Here is a 19,087-nt window from a genome sequence, read left to right as displayed (position 1 = left end):
GCGGCGCCTTCCTCGCGGGATTCGTGGCGGTGGGGTTCCCCGTGCCGGAGGCCAGGGGAGGGCGGGCGCTCACAGCCTGCGGCCTCCCTTGGCGATGGAGCCGACCCGGCTGCCGCGGCCGACCCGGCCGAGCAGGCCGGCGCGCTGGCTGCCGATGCGGCTGCCGTAGCCGCCGGCCGCGTCCTCGGCGAGCGGGTCGTGGTCGAAGCGTCTGGCCAGTGCCATGACCAGCGGGACGATGAACGGGGCGAGCAGCAGGTCGTAGACGGCCGCGGTGAAGATCAGCTTGGCGAGACCCACATGGGCCCCGGCGGTGTCGCCGACCAGGGCGCCGACGCCCGCGTAGAGCAGGGTGCCGCCGATGGCCGCCGCGACGACGACGAGCATCGGCATGGCGGCGGTCCGCAGCTGCCCGGTCTCGGGCTTGGCGAGGCCCGCCAGATAGCCGATGACGCACAGCACGAGCGCGTACCGGCCGACGGCGTGGTCGGCGGGCGGTGCCAGGTCGGCGAGCATGCCGGCGCCGAAGCCGACGAGTGAGCCGCCGACGTGGCCGTAGGTCAGCGCGAGGCCGAGCACGGTGAGCAGCAGCAGGTCGGGTACCGCGCCGGGCAGGTGCAGCCTGGCGAGCACGCTGACCTGGACGACCATCGCGACGACGACCAGGACGGTGGAGAGCAGGATCCGGTTGAGTCGCATGGTCAGCTCCTGGTGGTGGGCGCACCGGAAGGGGTGGCGCCCGGTTTCCGCGCCGGCGGGGCGACCTTGGCCGCGGTGGGCGACGGCGTGGGCTTCGGCGGCAGCACACTGTCGCGCGGGTCCGTGCGCGGGCCCTCGACGACGACGCCGACGATGTCGAGCCGGGAGAAGCCGACGTACGGCTCGACCTGGACCGTACGGGTGAGGCTGCCCGCGGACGGGTCGATCGCGACGACCCTGCCGACCGGGACGCCGGGTACGAACGGCTTGCCGGCCTGCGAGCCGAAGGTGACCAGCCGGTCGCCCTTCTTCACCTTGGCCTTGCCGTTGAGCAGCTGGACGCGCATCGGCCGGTCGCCCTGGCCGGTCGCGAAGCCCAGTTCCATCGAGCCCTCCATCCGGGTCCCGACGGTGAAGTCCGGGTCGTTGGCGAGCAGCACGGTGGAGGTGGAGGGTCCGACGGTGGTGACCCGTCCGACCAGGCCTTCGCCGTTGATGACGGTCTGGTCGCGGAGGACGCCGTCAGCGCTTCCGGCGTCGATGGTGACCGTCCAGGAAAATCCCTGGGCGGCTCCTATGGCGATGATCTGAGCGCCCTTGATCGCGTACTGGCCGGCTCCCGCGGTCTTCAGGAGCTGGTCCAGTTCACGGGCCTTGTTGCGGGTGATGTCCTTGCTGCCGAGCTGCTGCTTGAGCTCCGCGTTCTCGCGTTCCAGGCGGCTGATCGTGCTGTGCCGCCCCCCGGAGTCGCGCACCGCGGAGATCGCGTTGCCGACCGGGTCGACGGCGGACGCCACACCCTTTTCGACAGGTCCGAAGGCCGAGGCCGCCGCCTGTCGGGGGCCGTCCATCGGTGACTGTTCGCCGCCGCGGATGTCCACGGTGATCAGTGCGAACGCGATCGCGATCAACAGCACCAGCAGAAGCCGGCTCTCTCGTGTGTCCCTCACGGGCGCCAGTCCGTGCCTTCCTCGAACGGACCGGTCGGCTGCGGTCCCCGGCCGGTCGAAGTGTGTGACGCAGTGAGAACGATCCCGCGTGCCGGCGGGCAGTCACCCGCACGCAGGACCTTGCGAACTCATCTGCGCGGCTGGGCGTCCAGAACCTGCTGCAACGCCTCGAACTCCTCGACGCACTTGCCGGCGCCGAGCGCCACGCAGTCCAGCGGGGATTCCGCGATGTGGATCGGCATTCCGGTCTCGTACCGCAGTCGCTCGTCCAGCCCGCGGAGCATCGCTCCTCCGCCGGCCAGCACGATGCCACGGTCCATGATGTCGCCGGAGAGTTCGGGCGGGCACTTGTCGAGCGTCGTCTTGACCGCGTCGACGATCGCGTTGACCGGCTCCTCGATGGCCTTGCGGACCTCGGCGGCCGAGATCACCACCGTCTTGGGCAGGCCACTGACCAGGTCACGGCCACGGATCTCGGTGTGCTCGTCCTTCTCCAGCTTCGGGTCGAAGGCCGACCCGATGGTGAGTTTGATCTGCTCCGCGCTGCGTTCGCCGAGCAGGAGGCTGTACTCCTTCTTGATGTGCTGGATGATCGAACTGTCCAGCTCGTCGCCGGCGACCCTGATGGACTGCGCGGTGACGATGCCGCCGAGTGAGATCACGGCGACCTCGGTGGTGCCGCCGCCGATGTCGACCACCATGTTGCCGGTGGCCTCGTGGACCGGGAGCCCGGCGCCGATCGCGGCGGCCATCGGCTCCTCGATGATGTGCACCTGGCGGGCGCCGGCCTGGGTGGTGGCCTCGATGACGGCGCGTCGCTCGACCCCGGTGATGCCGGAGGGCACGCAGACGACGACGCGGGGGCGGGCCAGATAACGACGCTTGTGGATCTTGAGAATGAAGTAGCGCAGCATCCGCTCGGTGATCTCGAAGTCGGCGATGACGCCGTCCTTCAGCGGGCGGACCGCGACAATGTTTCCCGGGGTGCGGCCGATCATCTTCTTGGCCTCGGCGCCGACCGCCAGGATGCCGCCGGTGTTCGTGTTGATGGCGACGACCGAGGGCTCGTTGAGGACGATCCCGCGACCCCTGACGTACACCAGCGTGTTGGCAGTCCCGAGGTCGACAGCCATGTCACGGCCGATGAACGACATGTTGTTCGCCATGTGGATACGTCTGGCCTTCCCGAGCTTGAGCGGAGATTCCATCGTAGTCGCGCCCCACGGGGCACGGGGTCCGGGGTTCCGACGTCATTGTCATCAGAACACACAGCGTCCGCTGGTAATGGTGACGACGTGTCGGAGAGATTGGTTCCCGATAATGCGTTGCATATGCCGGAGGCGACCGGATTTCCCCGGTCGCCTCTGAGCTGATTGGGCGTCAGTCGACGAGCCTTCACCGCAGGTCAGAAGGGGTACAGCCGGTCAGCGCATACACCCGGAAGCGGGACGGCGGGCCGATTGTTCAGACCAGGCCCGGGAAGAAGAGCTTGATCTCCCGCTCGGCGGACTCCGGGGAGTCCGAGGCGTGGATGAGGTTCTCGCGCACGATGCTGCCGAAATCCCCGCGAATGGAGCCGGGGGCGGCGGCGATCGGGTCGGTGGGGCCGGCCAGCGCCCGTACGCCCTCGACGACGCGCTCGCCCTCGACGACCAGCGCCACGGACGGGCCCGAGGCCATGAACTCCATCAGCGGCTCGTAGAACGGGCGGCCGACGTGCTCGGCGTAGTGCTGCTCCAGGGTGCCGAGATCGAGCGTGCGCAGTTCGAGGGCGCCGATCGTCCAGCCTGCCTTGCGCTCGATCCGGCCGATGATCTCGCCGATCAGGCCGCGGCGGACGGCGTCCGGCTTGAGAAGGACAAGGGTGCGCTGGCTCACGGTACGGCTCCTACTGACGGTGACGGGTATGACGACATTACAAGGCGTGGTCAGGCCACCTGCGCCGAGTGCCTCGCCTTGGCCTCGTCGATCTTCCGGCCGTAGTGGACGGAGGCCCACCACAGGGCCGCGAAGACCACGCCCAGGAAGTACATCGTCCCGACCCAGTAGCCGCTCACGACCAGAGCGATCTGCAGCGCCCAGCCGACCGCGAGGGCCCCGGGGCGGGACAGCATGCCGCACAGCAGCACGCACAGCAGCATCCCTGCGCCGCACACCGCCCACACCGTGCCGGCCGTCAGATCGTCCTGCTTCATCGCGACGAGACCGGCGAAGCCGATCACGAAGAACTCACCGATCAGGGTGCTCGCGCACAAGGTCCGCATCGTGCCGCCTCACTTCCGGCCCAGCAGCAGCCGGGCCTCTCCCACGGTGAACACCGATCCGGTGACCAGCACGCCCGCCCCCGAGTACGCGCCCTCGTCCTCGGCGAGGGTGATCGCGGCCTCGATGGCGTCGTCCAGCCGCGCCTCGACCTGCACCCGGTCGTCCCCGAAGACCTCGACGGCCAGCGCCGCCAGCGCGTCCACGTCCATCGCCCGGCTGGTCGAGTTCCGGGTCACCACGATCTCCGCGAGCACCGGCTCGAACGCCTCCAGCAGCCCGCGGACGTCCTTCTCCGCACTCGGACCGACGACCCCCACCAGATGGGTGAAATCGAAGACCTCGCTGACCGCGGCAGCCGCCGCCCGCGCGCCGGCCGGGTTGTGCGCGGCGTCCAGGACGACGGTCGGGCTGCGCCGGATGATCTCCAGACGGCCCGGCGACGTGACGGACGCGAAGGCACCGCGGATGGTGTCGATGTCCAGCGAGCCGACCCGTGTGGTGCCGATGCCGAAGAACGCCTCGACGGCCGCCAGCGCGACCGCGGCGTTCTGCGCCTGGTGCTCGCCGTGCAGCGGCAGGAAGATCTGCTCGTACTCGCCACCGAGGCCGCGCAGTGTCAGCAGCTGGCCGCCGACCGCGATCTCGCGGTGCACGACACCGAACTCCATGCCCTCGCGGGCCACCGTCGCGTCGACCTCGACGGCGTGCTTGAGCAGCACGGTCGCGGCGTCGACGGGCTGCTGGGACAGCACGACGGTCGCGTCCTTCTTGATGATCCCGGACTTCTCCACGGCGATCTCGCCGGGCGTCGTGCCGAGCCGGTCGGTGTGGTCGAGCGCGATCGGGGTGACGACGGCGACCGAGCCGTCGATCACGTTGGTGGCGTCCCAGCTGCCGCCCATGCCGACCTCGACGACCGCGACATCGACGGGCGCATCGGCGAAGGCCGCGTAGGCCATCGCGGTGAGCACCTCGAAGAACGACAGCCGGTGCGGCTGCGCGTCGTCCGTCATCTCGATGTACGGCTGGATGTCGCGGTACGTCTCGATGAACTTCTCGGCGCTGATCGGCTGCCCGTCCAGGCTGATCCGCTCGGTCATCGCCTGCACGTGCGGGCTGGTGTAGCGGCCGGTGCGCAGATGGAAGCCGAGCAGCAGCTGCTCGACCATGCGGGCGGTGCTGGTCTTGCCGTTGGTCCCGGTGATGTGGATGGCCGGGTAGGTGCGCTGCGGCTCGCCCAGGATGTCCATGAGTGCGGTCATCCGGTCGAGCGACGGCTCCAGCTTCGTCTCGGGCCAGCGCCCGGTCAGCTCCCCCTCGATCTCCCGCAGCTCACGCTCGGTCGCGGGGTCCTTGGGCGGGGCCGGTACGCCGTCGTCCGGCGTGAGCGGGACGGGCGTGCGCAGGGTACGGCTGCCTGCCTCGATCACCGCCATGTCGGCTTCCCGGACGGGCCCGCCGTCGGGGGCGTCGTCGTCCGGGGTCTCGTCGAACAGGTTTGCTGCCGCGTCGTCGTTCTGGGGGTGCTCGCTCACGCCGCCCAGTCTACGGAGCCGGTGCGGGTCCACATGCCCGGGTGAGCGGGCGGCGCACCGCGCGCGCCCCGGAGAACGCGACGGACGCGGGGGCCGGCCCGTGGCGAACGGGCCGGCCCCCGCGTCCCGAGGTCCGGGTGGTGCCGCGGGTCAGCCCTGCGGCAGGCCGTCCAGCTGGGCGGTGATGCGGGCGATGTCCGCCTCGGCCGTCGCCAGCCGGGTGCGGAGCTTGTCCACGACGTGCTCGGGCGCCTTGGCGAGGAACGCCTCGTTGCCGAGCTTGCCCAGCGCCTGCGCCTTCTCCTTCTCGGCCAGCCCGATGTCCTTGGTCAGCCGCTTGCGCTCGGCCTCGACGTCGATCGTGCCGGACAGGTCCATCGCGACGGTGCCGCCGGCGACCGGGAGGGTCGCGGTGGCGCTGAAGCCGGCACCGGCCGGCTGCAGGCGCAGCAGCTGCCGGATCGGCGCCTCGTGGGCCGCCAGCGCGCCCGGCAGCGTGAGCTGCGCGGGGACCTTCTGGCCGGGCTGCAGGCCCTGGTCGGCGCGGAACCTGCGGACCTCGGTGACCACCTGCTGAACGCCGGCGATCTCCTTCTCGGCCGCCGCGTCCCGGAAGCCGCTGTCCTTCGGCCAGTCGGCGACGACGACCGACTCGGCGCCGGTGAGCGTGGTCCACAGCGTCTCGGTGACGAACGGGACCACCGGGTGCAGCAGCCGCAGCAGCACGTCCAGCACCTCGCCGAGCACCCGGCCGGAGACCTCGGCGCCGCGGCCGCCCGCGAAGAAGGTGGTCTTCGACAGCTCGACGTACCAGTCGAAGACCTCGTCCCACGCGAAGTGGTAGAGCGCCTCGGAGAGCTTGGAGAACTGGTAGTCCTCGTAGAGCGCGTCCACTTCGGCGACGACCGCGTTGAGCCGGGACAGCACCCAGCGGTCGGTGGCCGACATCTCCTCGACGGGCGGGAGTTCACCCTCGACCGTCGCGCCGTTCATGAGCGCGAAGCGGGTCGCGTTCCAGATCTTGTTGGTGAACTTGCCGGAGGCCTGGACCCAGTCCTCGCCGATCGGCACGTCCACACCGGGGTTGGCGCCGCGGGCCAGGGTGAAGCGGACGGCGTCGGAGCCGTACTTGTCCATCCATTCCAGCGGGTTGACCGCGTTGCCGAAGGACTTCGACATCTTCTTGCCGAACTGGTCGCGGACCATGCCGTGCAGGGCGATGGTGTGGAACGGCGGGGTGCCGTCCATCGCGTACAGGCCGAACATCATCATCCGGGCGACCCAGAAGAAGAGGATGTCGTAGCCGGTGACCAGCACCGAGTTGGGATAGAACTTCTCCAGCGACTCGGTCTGCTCGGGCCAGCCCAGCGTGGAGAACGGCCACAGGCCCGACGAGAACCACGTGTCGAGCACGTCGGTGTCCTGCGTCCAGCCCTCACCGGTGGGCGGCAGTTCGTCGGGGCCGACGCAGACGACCTCGCCGGCCGGGCCGTACCAGACCGGGATGCGGTGGCCCCACCAGAGCTGGCGCGAGATGCACCAGTCGTGGAGGTTGTCGACCCAGCTGAAGTAGCGGGACTCCATCTCCTTGGGGTGGATCTTCACCCGGCCGTCGCGGACCGCGTCACCGGCGGCCTGGGCCAGCGGGCCGACCTTGACCCACCACTGCAGCGACAGCCGGGGCTCGATGGTCGTCTTGCAGCGCGAGCAGTGCCCCACCGAGTGCGAGTACGGGCGCTTCTCGGCGACGATCCGGCCCTCGGCGCGCAGGGCCGCGACGATGGCGCTGCGGGCTTCGAGCCGGTCCAGGCCCTCGAAGGGGCCCGGGACGGTGATGATCGCCCGCTCGTTCATGACGCTGAGGTTCGGCAGGTCGTGCCGGCGGCCGATCTCGAAGTCGTTCGGGTCGTGCGCCGGGGTCACCTTGACGGCGCCGGTGCCGAACTCCGGGTCCACGTGCTCGTCCGCGACGATCGGGATCCGGCGCCCGGTGAGCGGCAGTTCGATCTCGGTGCCGACCAGGTGCGCGTAGCGCTCGTCGTCCGGGTGGACGGCGACGGCGGTGTCACCGAGCATCGTCTCGGCGCGGGTGGTGGCGACGACGATGGCGTTGTCGCCCTCGCCGTAGCGGATCGAGACGAGCTCGCCGTCGTCGTCCTGGTACTCCACCTCGATGTCCGAGATGGCGGTCAGACAGCGCGGGCACCAGTTGATGATGCGCTCGGCGCGGTAGATCAGCTCGTCGTCGTAGAGCTTCTTGAAGATGGTCTGGACGGACTGCGAGAGGCCTTCGTCCATGGTGAAGCGCTCACGCGACCAGTCGACGCCGTCGCCGAGGCGGCGCATCTGGCCGGAGATCTGGCCGCCGGACTCTTCCTTCCACTGCCAGACCTTCTCGACGAACGCCTCGCGGCCCAGGTCGTGGCGGGACTTGCCCTCCTTGGCCAGCTCGCGCTCGACGACGTTCTGGGTGGCGATGCCGGCGTGGTCCATGCCGGGCTGCCACAGCGTCTCGTACCCCTGCATGCGCTTGCGGCGGGTCAGCGAGTCGATGATCGTGTGCTCGAAGGCGTGCCCCAGGTGCAGGCTGCCCGTGACGTTCGGCGGCGGGATGACGATCGTGTAGGGCGGCTTGTCGCTCTTGGCGTCGGCCTCGAAGTACCCACGCTCCACCCAGCGCTCGTACAGCTTCCCCTCTACCTCGGCCGGCACGTACGCGGTCGGCAGTTCGGGGGTGCTGTTCGGCCCGCCATGGGGGCTGCGCTGAGAGTTGTCGGTCACCCCGTCATTCTACGGGCGCCCCGCACCGCTCGTTACGAAGCCGTAGCGGGCCCGGCGTAAGCGGCGGGTAAGACATCCGGAAGGATGGGTGCACGGTCGTTTACGGAGGGGACGAGTCACATGAGCTACAACCAACCGCCGCCCGATCCCGGCTACGGCGGGCAGCCGAACCCCTACGGGCAGCAGCCGCAGCAGCCCGGCGGATACGGCCAGCCCCAGCAGGGCGGCTACGGACAGCAGCCTCAGCAGCCCGGGTACGGCTACCCGGCGCAGGTCCCCCCGCAGACCGGCCCGTACGGACAGCAGCCGCAGCAGGGCTTCGGCGGCTATCCGCCGCAGCCGCCGCCCGGCAAGAAGAACACGGTGTGGATCGTCATCGCCGCCGTGGTCGTCGTCGCCGCGATCGGTGGGGGCGCCTTCGCGCTCTTCCATGGCGGGGACGCGGACAAGGGCACGGTCAGCAGCAGCGGCGGCACCACCGGCGGCAACAAGGGCAGCGGAAGCGACGACGGCAAGAAGTACAAGCTGACCGCTCCGCAGACCGTCGCCGGTGACTTCCAGCTCAAGGACCCGCTGGACGACGACAGCAAGACCGAGATGAGGGACGTGCCCGGAGTCGTCAACCCGGAGCCGGCGGGCGGCAGTTACGAGAACAGCACCAAGAAGAAGATGCTGTTCAGGGGCGTGTGGGGCACGGTCGCCGATCCCGGGCGGGAGGTGGACGCGCTCTTCGTCAGCGGCACGAAGGACATCACCAAGGAGGGTGACGCCGAGCTCGTCGGGACCCCGGAGAAGGTCACGCCGGACGGGCTCGACGGCGGCGCCGTCATGAAGTGCCAGATCGTCAGGTTCAAGGCGCCCACCACCAGCACCTCACCGGTGAAGAGCGCGGATGTGCCGCTGTGCATCTGGTCCGACCGCAGCACCGTGGCCATGGTCATGGTCGTCGACCCGATCGCCGCCCTCACCGGCAGCGGCCCCAGCATCAGCGACACCGCGGCCACCACAGCGAAGGTGCGCAAGGACGCCCGCGTCGAGATCAAGTAGACCGACGCAGCAGGCCGTGACCACCTAGCGGTACGCGGTCACGGTCACACGAAGCAAGACGTACGTTCCACGAGGGGAATCACCCACACATGAGCTACAACCAGCCGCCGCCGGGTTACGGCCAGCCGCAGCAGCCGCCTCAGCAGCCCTACGGCCAGCCGCAGCCCCAGCCCGGATACGGCGGCTACCCCCAGCAGCCGCAGCAGCCCCAGCAGGGCTGGCCGCAGCAGCAGGGTTACCCGCAGCAGCCCCAGCAGCCGCAGCAGGGCTGGAACGGCCAGCAGCCCGGCCAGCAGCCGGGTTACCCGCCGCAGCCGCCCCAGGGCAGGAGCAAGACCGTCGGCGTGGTCATCGGTGTCGTGGTGCTCGCCGCCATCGGCGGGGGCATCTACTTCGCCACCAGCGGCGGTTCCAGCGGCAGTGGCGGCGGCTACAAGATCGCCTTCCCGGAGAAGATCGCCGACGGCAAGTACACCAAGTCGTCGGAGAACATCGGCACCCCCGAGACGGGCAAGTCGGACGCCGGCATCACCGACCCGACCAGCGTGCGGGGCACGTACAAGTCGGACAAGGAGACGGTCTCCCTCTCCGGCGGCGAGGGCAATGTCACGGACCCCAAGGCCGCGGTCGACAAGATCCTTTCGAGCGGTCTCAGCAAGAGCGGCGCCGAGGCCACCGAGCAGCACCCCGCCGGATTCGACGGCGCCGTGATGAAGTGCGCCGGCGGCGGCTCGTCCATGCCCTACTGCGTCTGGGGCGACGACAGCACCGTGATGATCTCGATGTACATCAACATCGACCTCAGCGGTACGTCCACGCCGCCCTCCGCCTCCGAGTGGGCGAACACCACGGCCAAGATCCGCAGCGAGATCCGCGTCAAGAAGTAGCCGCACCCGTGCGGTAGCCGTACAAAGCGAAGGGGGCGCCCGGCAGTTGCCGGGCGCCCCCTTCGATGTCAGCCGGTGAGCGCTATGCGCTCTTCTGCTCGCCCTTGCCGATGATGCGCGGCTCGCGCGGCACCAGGGTCGGGTTGACGTTGGAGTGCACGACCTCGTCGGTGATGACGACGCGGGCGACGTCCTTGCGGGACGGCACCTCGTACATCACGGACATCAGCACCTCCTCCATGATGGCGCGCAACCCGCGCGCGCCGGTCTGGCGGAGGATCGCCTGGTCGGCGATGGCTTCCAGCGCGCTGTGCTCGAACTCCAGCTCCACACCGTCGAGTTCGAAGAGCTTCTGGTACTGCTTCACCAGGGCGTTCTTCGGCTCCACGAGGATCTGCAGCAGCGCCTCACGGTCCAGGTTGTGGACGGAGGTGATGACCGGCAGCCGGCCGATGAACTCGGGAATCATCCCGAACTTCACCAGGTCCTCCGGCATGATCTCCTGGAACTGGTTCGCGGCCTGGATCTCGCGCTTGGAGCGGATCGTCGCGCCGAAGCCGATGCCCTTGGCGCCGGCCCGCGATTCGATGATCTTCTCCAGGCCCGCGAAGGCACCACCCACGATGAACAGCACATTCGTGGTGTCGATCTGGATGAACTCCTGGTGCGGGTGCTTGCGCCCGCCCTGCGGCGGCACCGAGGCCGTCGTGCCTTCCAGGATCTTCAGCAGCGCCTGCTGAACGCCCTCACCGGACACATCCCGCGTGATCGAAGGATTTTCACTCTTGCGAGCGACCTTGTCGATCTCGTCGATGTAGATGATCCCGGTCTCGGCCTTCTTGACGTCGTAGTCGGCCGCCTGGATCAGCTTGAGCAGGATGTTCTCGACGTCCTCGCCGACATAGCCCGCCTCGGTGAGCGCGGTGGCGTCGGCGATGGCGAACGGCACGTTCAGCATCCGGGCGAGGGTCTGCGCGAGCAGCGTCTTGCCGGAGCCGGTGGGGCCGAGGAGCAGGATGTTGGACTTGGCGAGCTCGATCGCGTCGTCGTGGCCCCGGCCGTTGTTCTCACCGGCCTGCACCCGCTTGTAATGGTTGTAGACCGCGACCGAGAGAGCCTTCTTCGCCGGCTCCTGGCCGACGACGTAGCTCTCCAGGAACTCGTAGATCTCCCGAGGCTTGGGCAGATCCTCCCACCGCACTTCGGAGGACTCGGCCAGCTCCTCCTCGATGATCTCGTTGCAGAGATCGATGCACTCATCGCAGATGTACACACCAGGCCCTGCGATGAGCTTCTTCACCTGCTTCTGGCTCTTGCCGCAGAACGAGCACTTGAGCAGGTCGCCGCCGTCACCGATGCGTGCCACGAGGTGTTTCCCCTTCGCCTGGGATCCGCCTAGTCCAACGGAACCTGGTGCTTCTCTCATCGACGGTACCTTGCCGCGCCCCCCGTGCGGGCCCCCCTTGGACCTACTCAGTCCAAGGAGGGCGGTAACGCTTCCGCACTGCGGTACCCCCATGGGGGTACCGCGATCCCTCCGTCAGACCGACGCGGAGGTCTTACGGGTGGAGACGATCTGGTCGACCAGACCGTACGCGAGGGCTTCCTCGGCGGTCAGGATCTTGTCGCGCTCGATGTCCTCGCGGATCTGCTCGATCGGCGTGGTGGAGTGCTTGGAGAGCATCTCCTCCAGCTGCGCGCGCATCCGGATGATCTCGTTGGCCGCGATCTCCAGGTCGGAGACCTGACCCCGGCCGGTCTCGCTGTACGGCTGGTGGATCAGGATCCGCGCGTTCGGCAGCGCCATCCGCTTGCCGGGGCTGCCGGCCGCGAGCAGCACGGCCGCGGCGGAGGCCGCCTGGCCCATGCAGACCGTCTGGATGTCCGGCTTCACGAACTGCATGGTGTCGTAGATGGCCGTGAGGGCCGTGAACGAGCCACCGGGCGAGTTGATGTAGACGGAGATGTCGCGGTCCGGGTCCATCGACTCCAGGCACAGCAGCTGCGCCATGACGTCGTTGGCCGAGGCGTCGTCGATCTGCACACCGAGGAAGATCACGCGCTCCTCGAAGAGCTTCGCGTACGGGTCGTACTCGCGCACGCCCTGCGAGGTGCGCTCGACGAAGCGCGGAATGATGTAGCGGGCCTCGGCGCCGAGCACACCTGGCGCCTCGGCCATCGTGCGCTCGTAGAGGCCGCTACCGGGGAAATTCAGGGAGTTCACTTTCACCGTCCTGGTGATGAGCAGTGGGCTGGGCGGGTTCGGCGGAGGGGGCCTGAGGTGCTCAGACAGCCCCGGTGCCGCCACCGCCCGGAACGCCGGAGGCGGTGAGCATGACCCCGTCCAGCAGGCCGTAGGCGGTGGCCTCCTCGGCCGAGAACCAGCGGTCGCGGTCGGAGTCCTTGGTGATCTGCTCGACGCTCTGGCCGCTGTGCTGCGCGATGAGCTCGGCCATCCGCCGCTTGGTGTGCAGCAGCTGCTCGGCCTGGATCTTGATGTCGGTGGCGGAGCCACCCAGACCCGCGGAGGGCTGGTGCATCAGGATCCGGGTGTTCGGCAGCGCGAAGCGCTTGCCGGGCGTGCCCGCGGTGAGCAGGAACTGGCCCATCGAGGCGGCGAGGCCCATGGCGATCGTCACGACGTCGTTCTTGATGAACTGCATCGTGTCGTAGATCGCCATGCCGGCCGTCACGGAGCCGCCGGGCGAGTTGATGTAGAGGTAAATGTCCTTGTCCGGGTCAGCGGCGAGAAGGAGCAGCTGCGCGGTGATCTTGTTGGCGATATCGTCGTCGACCGCCTGGCCGAGGAAGATGATCCGCTCGTTGAGCAGTCGGTTGTAGACCTGGTCGCCGAGTCCACCGATGGTCGGCTCGCCGGCGGCGGAAGGCATCGGAGTCGTCACGTATCCACCTGCTCGTTGTCGGACGGCCCGGGGCCGTCTCAGCGTCTTCGTCTTCGCGTCTTCGCGTCTTCGGGTGTTCTCGGGCGGCTCGGGGGTCAGTCCCCCAGCATCCCTACTTGGACCCTAACGCGCAGGTGGGGCCCAGCAATCCCCTACGCGAAACTGTTCGCTGTGAGCGCAGGCTCGGCGCCCGGGTAAGCAAAACGGGCCCGAACGCGGCTTCGCGTCGGGGCCCGTCGTGCGAACAGGTCAGGCCTTGTCGGAGGTCGCCTCGACGGCGTCCTCGACCTCGGTGGCGGTCTCCTCGTCGGAGCCGGCCTCCACCGTCACAGCACCCTCGTCCTCGACCTCGTCGTCCAGGTCGACCGTCTCACCGTTGGTGTCGGTGACCTTGGCGGCCTCGACGACCACAGCGAGCGCCTTGCCGCGGGCGACCTCGCCGACGAGCATCGGCACCTGGCCGCCTTCGACGACGGCCTGGGCGAACTGGTCCGGGCTCATGCCCGAGGAGGCGGCGCGGCGCATGAGGTGCTCGGTGAGCTCCTCCTGGTTGACCGACAGCTGCTCCTTGGAGACCAGCTCATCCAGGATGAACTGGGTCTTGATGCCCTTGGTGGCCTGCGCGCCGAGCTCCGCGTCGTGCTCCTCGGCGGTCTTGCCCTCGCGCTCCAGGTAGCTGTCCCAGTCCAGGCCCATGGCCGGGAACTGGTGGTGCTCCAGGTTGTGCTTGCGGGTCTGGATCTCGTCCGCCAGCAGCTTCTCCGGCATCGGGACCTCGACCAGCTCCAGGAGGGCGTCGAGCACCTTCTCCTGGGCCTGGGTGGCCTGGTCGTAACGCTTCATGTTCTCGAGGCGCTTGACGCTGTCCGCGCGCAGCTCCTCGAGGGTGTCGAACTCGCTCGCCAGCTGGGCGAAGTCGTCGTCCAGCTCGGGCAGCTCACGGGCCTGGACGGACGTCACGTCCACCTTGACCGACGAGGTCTTGCCGGCGGCGGAGCCGCCCTTGAGCTCGGAGTCGAAGGTGGCGGTGCCGCCGGCCTCGAGACCGATGACGGCCTCGTCGATGCCCTCGAGCAGCTGGCCGGAGCCGATGGTGTAGCTGACGCCCTTGGCGACGCCGTCCTCGAGGACCTCGCCGTCCACGGACGCTTCGAGGTCCAGGACCACGACATCGCCCTCGGCGGCGGCGCGCTCGACCGGGGAGGTCGAGGCGAAGCGCTCGCGGAGCTGCTCCAGCGACTTGTCGATGTCCTCGTCCGACACCTCAAGGGCGTCGACGGTGACCTCGATGCCGGAGTAGTCCGGGATCTCGATCGCCGGACGGATGTCGACCTCGGCGGTGAACTTGAGGTCCTGGCCGTCGTTGAACTCGGTGATGTCGACGTCGGGCTGGCCGAGAACGTTCAGCTCGCCCTCGCTGACAGCCTCCGTGTAGAACTTCGGGAGTGCGTCGTTGATGGCCTCTTCGAGGACCGAGCCGCGACCGAACCGCTGGTCGATGACGCGCGCGGGGATCTTGCCCTTACGGAAGCCCGGCACCGTGACCTGCTGGTTGATCTTCTTGTAGGCCGCGTCGAGGCTGGGCTTGAGCTCCTCGAAGGGCACCTCGACAGTGAGTCGAACCCGGGTCGGGTTCAGAGTCTCGACGGCGCTCTTCACGGTTGGGTCTCCTTGGGGCTGACATCAGGGGCTTTAGAGAATCGCGCCAACACCCGGTTCCCACCATGTGAGCGGAACCGGCGGCCGACGAGACGTACTACTCGGGGACTGCGCCCCTACGTCGCCCCGTATACAGGCGCCATTGCATAGTACCGGTACGACGGGCACGCCCGTCCCGCTCGGCAAAGTCATCTGGTCGGGGTGGCCGGATTCGAACCGACGGCCTTCCGCTCCCAAAGCGGACGCGCTACCAAGCTGCGCCACACCCCGCTGGTGCGAGACGTAGAGTACATGCCCTGGTACACGCGGGCGGCCAATATTCCGTCGCGACTTCAACTGAATCCCGGCCGGGTCGCACACCCGGATTTACCGGTGTGCGGCGGGGGTGTGCGAGCCGCTACGATGCGGTGTGCCAGAATCTGTGGCGCTGCGGGCGTAGCTCAATGGTAGAGCCCTAGTCTTCCAAACTAGCTACGCGGGTTCGATTCCCGTCGCCCGCTCTGTACGGCTCCGGCCCGTGCCCGAGGACTTCCGTCCCGGTCACGGGCCGGACGCGTTCCTGCCAGTGCGTTCTAGGGCGTGTTGCGAAAGTCCCGCCTGGCCCACGACGCCTGGCACGCGCCCTCGCCGCGTTGTCGGGCTCGTCCGAGTACGTCCAGTACGAGGACGACCCTCCGCCTTGCGAGCGCACGCACCGGACGCCGTGGACCACGCCCTCCGGGCGAACGGCGCTCCTTTCGCAACACGCCCTAGGCTGCCGGGCATGGAGATCTGGATCAATCCCGCCTGTTCGAAATGCCGCTCCGCGCTGAGCACCCTGGACGCCGAGGGCGCGGAGTACACCGTCCGCCGTTATCTGGAGGACCCGCCGGACGCGGACGAGCTGCGGGCGGTGCTGGGGCGGCTGGGGCTGGAGCCGTGGGACATCGCGCGGACCCAGGAGCCGGCCGCCGCCGGGCTGGGCCTGAAGGAGTGGGGCCGCGGGCCCGGGGACCGCGACCGCTGGATCGACGCCCTCGCCGCCCACCCCTCCCTCATCCAGCGCCCGATCATCACCTCGGACGACGGCACGGCCCAGGTCGCCCGTACCGAGGACGCGGTACGCGACGCGCTGTCGCGCGGCGGGGCGGGCTGAGGCCCGCGGCGATCAGTGGCGGTCAGTCGACCGGGACGCCCTGGGGGGCCTTGATGCGTTTCATGATCATCTGGGAGTTGACGTCGCTGACGCCCGGGAGGGAGATCAGCTTCTCGGTCCAGAAGCGCTCGTAGGCCTCGCTGTCGGCGACGGCGATGCGGAGCAGGCAGCCGGGGGCGCCGTAGAGGCGGTAGGCCTCGACCACGTCCGGGGTGGACTGGAGCTGGGCCTCGAAGGCGGCGACGGAGTCGCGGTCGCGGCGGACCTCCACCGAGGCGAAGACCTCGAAGCCGCGTCCGACGGCGGCCGGCTCGACGACGGCGCGGTAGCTCCGGATCACCCCGTCGTCCTCCAGTTGGCGCACCCGGCGCAGGCAGGGGGAAGGGGTGAGGCCGACCCGCTGGGCCAGCTCCTGGTTGGTCAGCCGGCCGTCGGCCTGCAGCTCGCGCAAGATTCGTCTGTCGATAGCGTCCATGGTGACATTTTCTAGCACTGTCGTGCGCATTTCGCGCCGTAATCAGCAATCAAATGTTGTCAATATCCGCATATCCTTGCTGTGGACTTATCAGACAACACGCGGAAGCGGGTCACAGTGCCGCACATCGTCGTCATCAGCACCGGGGGCACGATAGCCAGCAGGTGGCAGGGAGCCGGTTACGCGGCGGAGGCCGCCGGCCTGGAAGTGCTGGCCGCGGGGGCGATCCCCGAGGGCGTCGACGTACGGGTCGTGGACCTGTTCACCGTCAACAGCTCCCGGCTGACCACCGCCCACCAGCTGGAACTGCTGCGTACGGTGCACGAGGTGCTGGCCGACCCGGCCGTCGACGGCGTGGTCGTCACGCACGGCACGGACACCCTGGAGGAGTCCGCCTTCCTGCTGGACCTGCACCACGCGGACCGCAGGCCGGTCGTGCTCACCGGGGCGCAGAAGCCGCTGGACGCGGCCGACGGCGACGCGGCGGGCAACCTCTACGACGCGCTGCTGACCGCCTCCACCGGCCGGGACATCGGCGCGGTCATCGCCTTCGGCGGGCTGGTGCACGCGGCCCGCGGCACGGTGAAGAAGCACACCGTCGACGTCCAGGCGTTCGCCGACCCGACGGGGCTGCCACTGGGCCGGGTGCAGTTCGGCCGGGTCACCTGGGGGCGGCACCGCCCCCGGCCCGAGGCGCTGCCGGTGCCCGCCGCGGGCGTACGGCCGCCGCGGGTGGACATCGTGATGCACCACAGCGACGCCGATCCGGTGCTGTTCGACGCCGCGCTGGCCGCCGGCGCCGAGGGCATCGTGCTGGTCGGGACCGGAGCCGGCAACGCGACCCCGGACTTCGCAGCCGCGGTCGGCCGGGCGGTGGCGGCCGGCGTCCTCGTCGCGGTCAGCACCCGGGTGGCGGCCGGCGCGGTGGCGCCGATCTACACCGGCGGCGGAGCCGTGGACCTGGTCGAGGCGGGCGCCGTGCTGGCCGGCACGCTGCGCGCGGGACAGGCCCGCATCGCGGTGCTGTCCGCGCTGCTGTCCACACCCGACCGCGCGGACCGCCCCGCCGCGCTGCGCCGGATCGTGGACTCGTCGTCAGAGCTTTATCTGGTTGATGGTGTCGGCAAGTGAGGTAAGGAAACGGTTCACCGAGGGCGCCATATTGGTCGACGCGATGAAGAAGCCGAACAGGGCGGCCACTATCGCGGGGCCGACCTTGATCGACTTCCCCCTGATCATGACCACCAGAATGACGCCCAACAACAGGACTACGGACAGGGAGATGGCCACAGCGGATCACTTCCTCTTCGGTACGCCGCAACGGTCCGGGGAGTCGCCGCGCCCCCGCGCCACATCCATCGTGCCACCAAGCACCGACACTATGGACCCGGGAACCACATCGTTCCACGACAACACGGCCACAAACAGGCGGCCTCAAGAACAGGGGTGGCGAACTGGCGTGCGGACCACCGGTGTTGGGGGGCGTGGTGACGGTGGTGCCGGAGGGGGCGCCGCGCCGTCAGTCACGGCACACGACCAGCAGCGCACGGTCGTCGTTGACGTCCTTGGCGACCGCCTCGATCAACCGCCAGGCGGCGCCGCGGAATCCCGTGGCGACGAACCGGTCGGCCTCGCCGATCAGCCGGTCGATGCCCTCGGTAATGTCCCGGTCCGCGGCCTCGACCAGGCCGTCGGTGAACAGCAGCAGAACGTCGCCCGACCGCAACGTTCCCTTGACGCCGTGGAATTCGGCGCCGTCGTAGACCCCCAGCAGCGGGCCCTCCGCCGCCATCTCCTCCCAGCGGCCGGTTCCCGCGCTGAGCTGGACGCCGGGCAGATGGCCGGCCGACAGCAACTCGTAGTCGCCGCTCTCGAGGTCGAGCACCAGATGGATGGAGGTCGCGAAGCCCTCGTCCCAGTTCTGGCGCAGCAGATAGCCGTTGGCGGCGGTCAGGAAGGCGTGCGGCGGCAGCGAGCCGAGCAGACCGCCGAAGGCGCCGGACAGCAGCAGTGAACGGGACGCGGCGTCCATGCCCTTTCCCGACACATCGGTCAGCACCGCTTCGAGCACCCGGCCGCCGAGCGTGCGGGTGGCGACCACGAAGTCGCCGGAGAAGGACTGGCCGCCGGCCGGGCGCAGCGCCATCTCGGCGTGCCACCCCGCCGGGAGCCTGGGCAGCCGGCTCTGCACCCGGATCCGTTCCCGCAGGTCGAACAGCATCGTGTGGCCGCCCCGCCAGGGCACGCCGACCCGGCTGCGGAACTGGGCGATGAGCAGTCCGGAGAGGGCAACGGCGGAGACCACCAGGACGATGCCCGGGGTCACCCGGGACGGGCCGTCCTGGTACGGGCCGAGGACCGCGGACTCGACGACCAGCGCGACCGCGGCGCTCGTGTAGAGCACCAGGAGACTCGCCGGGCGCAGCAGCAGGCCGCCGGTGAGGATCGGCAGGACGAGGGCGCTGGGCGGGCACCAGACGGGGATGCAGACGGTGGTGTAGGCGAGGGCCGGGACCGTGAGCATCAGCACGCTCAGCGCCAGCCAGTCCGAGGCGTCCCCGCGGAAGTAGTCGACGGCGGACTTGCGCAGGCCGAGGCGGACCCTGTGCAGCGACCGGCGCCACCGGGTGCCAAGACTGTCTCTTGCCGCGTCCTTACCCATGTCCCGGCGACCCTACCCACCCTTTCGGCGGCACGTCGATTCCCTGGACGGTGGGTCGCTGTCTGCGGTAAATGGGCTCGCATCACGGT

The 19,087-nt window shown here is 69.3% G+C and carries 18 protein-coding genes and 2 tRNA genes; 5 read left to right on the top strand and 15 right to left on the bottom strand.

Annotated elements, in window-relative coordinates; translation table 11 throughout:
* Window positions 1–69 precede the first annotated feature (69 nt).
* The 7 genes from mreD to C6N31_RS09080 all read right to left on the bottom strand — a co-directional run bounded on the left by mreD (window position 70) and on the right by C6N31_RS09080 (window position 8,230).
* Window positions 70–699, bottom strand: a complete 630-nt coding sequence (gene mreD, locus C6N31_RS09110; RefSeq protein ID WP_198357359.1) for a rod shape-determining protein MreD — start codon at window positions 697–699, stop codon at window positions 70–72.
* A 2-nt stretch (window positions 700–701) separates the two neighbouring features.
* On the bottom strand, window positions 702–1,649 hold the full coding sequence (gene mreC / locus C6N31_RS09105; protein ID WP_138357753.1) for a rod shape-determining protein MreC: 948 nt from the start codon (window positions 1,647–1,649) through the stop codon (window positions 702–704).
* 128 nt (window positions 1,650–1,777) lie between these two features.
* On the bottom strand, window positions 1,778–2,803 hold the full coding sequence (locus tag C6N31_RS09100; protein ID WP_138357776.1) for a rod shape-determining protein: 1,026 nt from the start codon (window positions 2,801–2,803) through the stop codon (window positions 1,778–1,780).
* A gap of 310 nt (window positions 2,804–3,113) precedes the next feature.
* Complete coding sequence (gene ndk / locus C6N31_RS09095; RefSeq protein WP_138357754.1) at window positions 3,114–3,527, bottom strand: nucleoside-diphosphate kinase; 414 nt, start codon at window positions 3,525–3,527, stop codon at window positions 3,114–3,116.
* 50 nt (window positions 3,528–3,577) lie between these two features.
* Window positions 3,578–3,913 carry a DUF4233 domain-containing protein gene (locus C6N31_RS09090; protein WP_138357755.1) on the bottom strand — a complete coding sequence of 112 codons (336 nt, stop codon included), beginning with the start codon at window positions 3,911–3,913 and terminating at the stop codon, window positions 3,578–3,580.
* Window positions 3,914–3,922: 9 nt separating this feature from the next.
* A complete protein-coding gene (gene folC / locus C6N31_RS09085) occupies window positions 3,923–5,410 on the bottom strand; it encodes a bifunctional tetrahydrofolate synthase/dihydrofolate synthase (protein WP_232485012.1) in 1,488 nt (495 codons plus the stop codon).
* Window positions 5,411–5,599: 189 nt separating this feature from the next.
* Window positions 5,600–8,230, bottom strand: a complete 2,631-nt coding sequence (locus tag C6N31_RS09080; protein ID WP_138357757.1) for a valine--tRNA ligase — start codon at window positions 8,228–8,230, stop codon at window positions 5,600–5,602.
* A 120-nt stretch (window positions 8,231–8,350) separates the two neighbouring features.
* On the opposite strand from C6N31_RS09080, the gene C6N31_RS09075 reads away from it, so the two are divergent.
* Both C6N31_RS09075 and C6N31_RS09070 read left to right on the top strand, forming a co-directional pair.
* The gene (locus tag C6N31_RS09075) at window positions 8,351–9,277 is read left to right on the top strand and encodes a hypothetical protein (RefSeq protein ID WP_198357358.1); all 927 of its coding nucleotides are present in this window, start codon (window positions 8,351–8,353) and stop codon (window positions 9,275–9,277) included.
* Window positions 9,278–9,366: 89 nt separating this feature from the next.
* Window positions 9,367–10,164 (top strand): hypothetical protein, encoded by a 798-nt coding sequence (locus C6N31_RS09070; protein WP_138357759.1) that lies wholly within the window; start codon window positions 9,367–9,369, stop codon window positions 10,162–10,164.
* 82 nt (window positions 10,165–10,246) lie between these two features.
* Here C6N31_RS09070 and clpX read toward each other — a convergent pair whose 3' ends face one another.
* The 5 genes from clpX to C6N31_RS09045 form a co-directional block, all read right to left on the bottom strand.
* Window positions 10,247–11,530, bottom strand: coding sequence for an ATP-dependent Clp protease ATP-binding subunit ClpX (gene clpX, locus C6N31_RS09065; protein WP_138357760.1), 1,284 nt, complete (start codon window positions 11,528–11,530; stop codon window positions 10,247–10,249).
* A gap of 174 nt (window positions 11,531–11,704) precedes the next feature.
* Complete coding sequence (locus C6N31_RS09060) at window positions 11,705–12,343, bottom strand: ATP-dependent Clp protease proteolytic subunit (protein ID WP_138357777.1); 639 nt, start codon at window positions 12,341–12,343, stop codon at window positions 11,705–11,707.
* Window positions 12,344–12,449: 106 nt separating this feature from the next.
* Window positions 12,450–13,055, bottom strand: a complete 606-nt coding sequence (locus tag C6N31_RS09055; protein ID WP_164295743.1) for an ATP-dependent Clp protease proteolytic subunit — start codon at window positions 13,053–13,055, stop codon at window positions 12,450–12,452.
* Between the two features lie 261 nt (window positions 13,056–13,316).
* The gene (gene tig, locus C6N31_RS09050; protein WP_138357762.1) at window positions 13,317–14,726 is read right to left on the bottom strand and encodes a trigger factor; all 1,410 of its coding nucleotides are present in this window, start codon (window positions 14,724–14,726) and stop codon (window positions 13,317–13,319) included.
* 193 nt (window positions 14,727–14,919) lie between these two features.
* Window positions 14,920–14,996 (bottom strand) — tRNA-Pro (locus C6N31_RS09045).
* 159 nt (window positions 14,997–15,155) lie between these two features.
* On the opposite strand from C6N31_RS09045, the gene C6N31_RS09040 reads away from it, so the two are divergent.
* Both C6N31_RS09040 and C6N31_RS09035 read left to right on the top strand, forming a co-directional pair.
* Window positions 15,156–15,226 (top strand) — tRNA-Gly (locus tag C6N31_RS09040).
* 263 nt (window positions 15,227–15,489) lie between these two features.
* On the top strand, window positions 15,490–15,861 hold the full coding sequence (locus C6N31_RS09035; protein ID WP_138357639.1) for an arsenate reductase family protein: 372 nt from the start codon (window positions 15,490–15,492) through the stop codon (window positions 15,859–15,861).
* Window positions 15,862–15,883: 22 nt separating this feature from the next.
* Here C6N31_RS09035 and C6N31_RS09030 read toward each other — a convergent pair whose 3' ends face one another.
* The gene (locus C6N31_RS09030; RefSeq protein ID WP_138357640.1) at window positions 15,884–16,336 is read right to left on the bottom strand and encodes an Lrp/AsnC family transcriptional regulator; all 453 of its coding nucleotides are present in this window, start codon (window positions 16,334–16,336) and stop codon (window positions 15,884–15,886) included.
* Window positions 16,337–16,453: 117 nt separating this feature from the next.
* On the opposite strand from C6N31_RS09030, the gene C6N31_RS09025 reads away from it, so the two are divergent.
* On the top strand, window positions 16,454–17,467 hold the full coding sequence (locus tag C6N31_RS09025; RefSeq protein ID WP_138357669.1) for an asparaginase: 1,014 nt from the start codon (window positions 16,454–16,456) through the stop codon (window positions 17,465–17,467).
* Here C6N31_RS09025 and C6N31_RS09020 read toward each other — a convergent pair.
* Complete coding sequence (locus tag C6N31_RS09020) at window positions 17,432–17,626, bottom strand: hypothetical protein (RefSeq protein ID WP_138357641.1); 195 nt, start codon at window positions 17,624–17,626, stop codon at window positions 17,432–17,434. The two genes, C6N31_RS09025 and C6N31_RS09020, sit on opposite strands and share 36 nt — an antisense overlap.
* Before the next feature lie 229 nt (window positions 17,627–17,855).
* Window positions 17,856–18,998 carry a PP2C family protein-serine/threonine phosphatase gene (locus C6N31_RS09015; protein WP_138357642.1) on the bottom strand — a complete coding sequence of 381 codons (1,143 nt, stop codon included), beginning with the start codon at window positions 18,996–18,998 and terminating at the stop codon, window positions 17,856–17,858.
* Between the last annotated feature and the right edge of the window lie 89 nt (window positions 18,999–19,087).

This window comes from Streptomyces fildesensis (assembly GCF_016107395.1).
Lineage (GTDB): Bacteria > Actinomycetota > Actinomycetes > Streptomycetales > Streptomycetaceae > Actinacidiphila > Actinacidiphila fildesensis.
The sequence above is the reverse complement of the archived record's forward strand: the minus strand, read 5'-3'. Positions and strand labels throughout refer to the sequence as shown.